We start from the raw sequence: 4,926 nt of genomic DNA, 5'->3' as shown, positions 1-4,926 counted from the left end.
ACGCTTCCGACTCCGACGCCGACACCACGACGGGCAAGACGCAGATTGTCACGCTGGCGTCGGGCGAGCATAACCCGACGCTGGATGCGGGCGTCTATGCCCCCGCCAGCCTGGGAGACCGGCTGTGGCTCGACAGCAACGCCAACGGCCAGCAGGACGACGGCGCAACCGGCATCAGCGGCCAGACCGTGACCCTGATCGGCGGCGGTGCCGATGGCCTGATCAACGGCGTGAGCGACACCACGGCGACCACCACCACCGGCACGGACGGTTTCTACGAATTCACGGGCCTGACCCCAGGCGTGGAATACCAGGTACAGTTTGCCGCCCCGGCGGGCACCGTGTTCACCGGTCAGAACCTCGGCAACGACACGAGCGACTCCGACGCCGACACCACGACGGGCAAGACGCAGATCGTCACGCTGGCGTCGGGCGAGCACAACCCGACGCTGGATGCGGGTGTAGTGATTCCTCCCGCCAGCCTGGGAGACCGGCTGTGGGTGGATAGCAACGCCAACGGCCAGCAGGACGACGGCGCGACCGGCATCAGCGGCAAGACCGTGACCCTGATCGGCGGCGGTGCCGACGGCAAGATCGCCACGGTGGGCGACAACACCACGGCGACCACCACCACCGGCACGGACGGTTTCTATCAATTCACGGGCCTGACCCCAGGCGTGGAATACCAGGTACAGTTTGCCGCCCCGGCGGGCACCGTGTTCACCGGTCAGAACCTCGGCAACGACACGAGCGACTCCGACGCCGACACCACCACGGGCAAGACGCAGATCGTCACGCTGGGGTCGGGCGAGCATAACCCGACGCTGGATGCGGGCGTGATCCTGGTGACGCCGAAGATCGACATCGAGAAGACCACCAATGGGCCGAGCAACAGCAATTCGACTGCACCCGACTACGACAACGAGGATGCCGCCAACGGCGCTGGGGTGCCGATCCTGACCCCCGGTTCGAGCGTCACCTGGACCTACAAGGTGACCAACACGGGCAACGTGGCGTTTGCGAAAAATGATGTGGCGGTCGTCGACGACAACGGCACGACCGGGAATGCCGCGGACGACCTCTCGGTGGCCAACGGCAAGATCACCTACCAGTCGGGCGACAGCAACACCAATAATCTGCTGGACCCGGGCGAGGCCTGGCTATACAAGGCGACCGGCACCGTCCAGAATCTGACGACTGCGGGCGCCGCAACCACCTTCGACTTTTCGGGTAGCAGCGCTACGGACGGGAGCGACGGCAACGTTCGCACATTCACCTCTGGCGCCCTGTCAGTCAAGACCAGCGCCTTCAGCCGCGATCAAAGCACCGGAGCCTGGGCGCAAGCCTACCTCGGCAGCTACGGCGGCGGACTCGGCGTGACCGACAGCAGCGAGAGCGGCAGTGGCGATACGCATACGGTGGACAACCTGGGCGGGCGTGACAACTACGTGCTGTTCGAGTTCAATCAGAATGTGGTTGTCGACTCGGCCTTCCTGGGCTATGTCGTCGGCGATAGCGACCTGTCGGTGTGGATCGGTACGCGCAGCGACCCGTTCAATAACCATGACACGATGCTCAGCGACGCCGATCTTACCGCGCTGGGGTTCACCGAGGTCAATCTGACCGACCTCAGCACGACCCGGCTCGCCGACCTGAACGCGGGCAATGTGTCCGGCAACGTGCTGGTGATTTCCGGCTGGACGGGCGATACCACGCCGGAAGATCGGTTCAAGATCGAGAAGCTGACGGTCCAGCCGGTCTCGGGGGTCTATGAGAACAAGGCGACGGTGACCGCTCCAGGCGCCTCTTCCGACTCCGACCTCAGCCATTACAAGAATCCGGTTGTGCAACCCGTGCTGGCTTCGCTCGGCGACCGCGTCTGGGAAGACCTCAACGCCAACGGGGTTCAGGATACGGGCGAGAACGGGATCAGTGGGGTGACCGTCAAGTTGCTCAACTCGTTGGATGGCACTGTCGCAACGACGACGACCAACGCCAGCGGCAATTACCTCTTCAGCAACCTCACTCCGGGTGACTACAAGGTACAGGTTGTCGCGCCGACGGGTTACTACGTTTCGCCGAAGGATCAGGGCGGGAACGATTCGGCAGACTCCGACATCGATCCGGCAACCGGAAAGACCGTTCTCACGACACTGATCAGCGGCGAAAACGACATGAGCTGGGATGCGGGCCTCTACCGGAAGGCTTCGGTTGGCGACAAGGTCTGGGACGACATGGATCACGACAATGTCCAGGATGCCAGTGAACCCGGTATCAAGGGCATCACCGTCAAGCTGATGAATGCCGCCGGCACCACAGTACTGGCCACGACCACCACCAACAGCAGCGGTAACTATCTGTTCAGCAACCTCAATCCAGGTACCTACGTCCTCCAGTTCGACAAGACCAATGTCCAGCACTACAACTACGGGCAGTGGAACAACATGAGTAACTGGAAGTGGGCGGTCAAGGATGCGGGGAACAATGACACAATCGACTCCGATGTCGCCGGTGACGCCATAGCCACTACCAACGTTACCAAGACCAGCGCCTTTACGTTGGTTTCCGGCCAGAATGACCTGACCCGCGACGCCGGCATCACACCGATCGTCATCGACCTCGATGGCAACGGCATCCGGACCGTCAGCCGCGCCGCTTCCGGTGGCAGTTTCGACCTCTTCGGCAACGGTGGCGCGGTGACTTCGGGGTGGATCTCGGGTGGCGACGGTTTCCTGGCGATTGACAAGAACGGCAATGGCAGGATCGACAGTATCAGCGAACTGTTCGGCGGCACGGCCAAGGGCGCGGGCTTTGCGCAACTGGCCGAATACGACAGCAATGGCGATGGTCTGGTCAATGCCACCGACACAGCCTTTGCCGATTTGAGGATCTGGCGTGACGCCAACGGCAACCACCAGACCGATGATGGGGAACTGATGACGCTGGCCGAGGCCGGGGTAAGTGAACTGGTTACGGCCTACACCGAGCTGCCGTTCATGGACCGTCAGGGCAATGTTCACCTCGAGCGCAGCAGCGCGACGATGTCCGACGGGCAGACGGTGGACATGACCGACGTGTACTTCAACGTGTCGGCTGAGGACGCTGCGGCTGCTGGCGTCACGCTGACCGGGATCGCCGAATTGCTGAACGCCACCGGCAGCCAAACGTCGGTCGACGCTGGGTGGCTGTTGGCGTAAGCGGTTCCTGCACAAGTTGCCGGCGCGTAGGCCGGCTGCCTTCAAGCGGACAAAAGTTCGGGAGAATACCGCGGGCGTTTTTCCTTCGGCTGAAGTCGAAGGGTTGTAAGGGGGACACTGCAAGGTGTCCCCATTTTTTAGTCGGCCTGGCTCTTGAGCACAGATACCTGCGGCTTGCCTTCGCAGATCTCTCCGATCACCGTGGCATGGTCGAATCCCTCCTGCAGGAAAATCGCCAGGACTTCTGTGACCACTTCGGGCGCACAGGCGACCAGCAGGCCACCGCTGGTCTGCGGGTCGGTCAGCAGCGCTTGTTCCAGGTCGCTGAATGGTTTCTTCTGGAGACTGATGTGCTCGCCATAACTCGCCCAGTTGCGCCCGGAAGCGCCGGTGATACAGCCTTTTGCTGCGTAGTCGAGCGCATTCGGCAGCAAGGGCAGGGCCGTGTAATCGATCTTTGCCGAAACGCCCGAGGCCTTGCAGATTTCAACCAGGTGGCCGAGCAGACCAAAACCGGTGACGTCGGTCATCGCGTGCACGCCGGACAGGCAGGCGAGCGCGCGGCCCGGCGTGTTGAGCTGCGTCGTTGCGGCGATCATCGCGGTGTAGCAGGCGTGCGACAACAATCCTTTCTTCAGCGCCGCGCTGAAGAAGCCCACCCCGAGTGCCTTGCCGAGAATCAGCTTGTCGCCGGGGCGGGCGCCGGAATTACGTTTGAGATTGTCCGGATGCACCAGGCCGATGGCGACGAGGCCGTAGATCGGCTCGACCGAGTCGATGGTATGTCCGCCGGCAATCGGAATGCCTGCCCTGGTGCAGATGGACTCGCCGCCTTCGAGAATCCGTTTGATGGTGACCAGCGGCAGCTTGTTGACCGGCATGCCGACGATTGCCAGGGCCAGCAGCGGCACGCCCCCCATGGCATAGACATCGGAGAGCGCGTTGGTCGCGGCGATGCAGCCGAAATCGAAAGGATCATCGACGATCGGCATGAAAAAATCGGTAGTCGCCACCAGCGCCTGCTCGGCGTTGAGTTGATAGACGGCGGCGTCATCGCTGGTCTCGATACCCACCAGCAGTTGCCGAGGCACGATCGCTGACGAGGTCTTGGCGAGGATCTGTTCGAGTACGCCGGGAGCGATCTTGCATCCGCAGCCGCCGCCGTGCGAGAACTGCGTCAGTCTGATCCCGGCGGTCGAGGGGTCTTGCGGTGCAGCAGCTTCGTTGGTTCCGGTTTTTTTTCTGGACATTTTTCTTAACCATGCAGGGCGAATGTGCGATCGCTACGCGAAACGTTCTAACTGGCGTCGAAACCCGCTTCTTCAACTGCCTGCCGCAACTCGGCGGCGCTCACCAAAGCGGGGTCACAGGCAATGCTGGCCTGCCCCGAAGCGAGAGAAACCTCCACCTGCTCGACACCGGGCAGCGCCTGGAGGGCCGCAGTGACATTCTGCACGCAACCCTGGCAACTCATCCCGGCTACCGCAATCACGATTTTTTCCATCAGACCTTCCCATCAGAGAGTCCGGCGCCGGGCCTTACTTGCCACCGGCGCGCCAGCGTTTGAGGAGCAGCGAGTTGGACACCACCGAGACCGAACTCATTGCCATCGCAGCGCCTGCGATCACCGGGCTGAGCATTCCCAGCGCCGCCAGAGGAATGCCAAGCACATTGTAAATGAATGCGCAGAACAGATTCTGCCTGATTTTCCGTAGCGTCGCACGCGAAA

Annotated in this window: 4 protein-coding genes; 1 reads left to right on the top strand and 3 read right to left on the bottom strand. The window is 62.2% G+C overall.

The genetic code is table 11. The features are described 5' to 3' along the window. A partial coding sequence (locus CAPSK01_RS08640; RefSeq protein ID WP_273703360.1) for an SdrD B-like domain-containing protein occupies positions 1–3,197 on the top strand: 3,197 nt, incomplete at its 5' end. 137 nt (positions 3,198–3,334) lie between these two features. Here the strand turns inward: CAPSK01_RS08640 and selD are convergent. The 3 genes from selD to CAPSK01_RS22385 form a co-directional block, all read right to left on the bottom strand. Further along, positions 3,335–4,447: a selenide, water dikinase SelD gene (selD, locus tag CAPSK01_RS08635; RefSeq protein ID WP_273703359.1), complete on the bottom strand. Its 1,113-nt coding sequence runs from the start codon at positions 4,445–4,447 to the stop codon at positions 3,335–3,337. A 47-nt stretch (positions 4,448–4,494) separates the two neighbouring features. Then, a complete protein-coding gene (locus CAPSK01_RS08630) occupies positions 4,495–4,701 on the bottom strand; it encodes a heavy metal-associated domain-containing protein (RefSeq protein WP_034925273.1) in 207 nt (68 codons plus the stop codon). Positions 4,702–4,735: 34 nt separating this feature from the next. Continuing rightward, the coding region (locus tag CAPSK01_RS22385) for a hypothetical protein (RefSeq protein ID WP_034925427.1) at positions 4,736–4,926 on the bottom strand (191 nt) is incomplete at its 5' end.

Origin of the sequence: Candidatus Accumulibacter vicinus, assembly GCF_000584955.1 — a bacterium.
Taxonomy (GTDB): domain Bacteria; phylum Pseudomonadota; class Gammaproteobacteria; order Burkholderiales; family Rhodocyclaceae; genus Accumulibacter; species Accumulibacter vicinus.
This window is presented reverse-complemented; position numbering and strand designations above follow the sequence as displayed.

Coding starts and splice junctions, on each gene's coding strand:
- selD (WP_273703359.1), bottom strand. CDS start 4,447: ATGTCCAGAAAAAAAACCGGAACCAACGAAGCTGCTGCACCGCAAGAC.
- CAPSK01_RS08630 (WP_034925273.1), bottom strand. CDS start 4,701: ATGGAAAAAATCGTGATTGCGGTAGCCGGGATGAGTTGCCAGGGTTGC.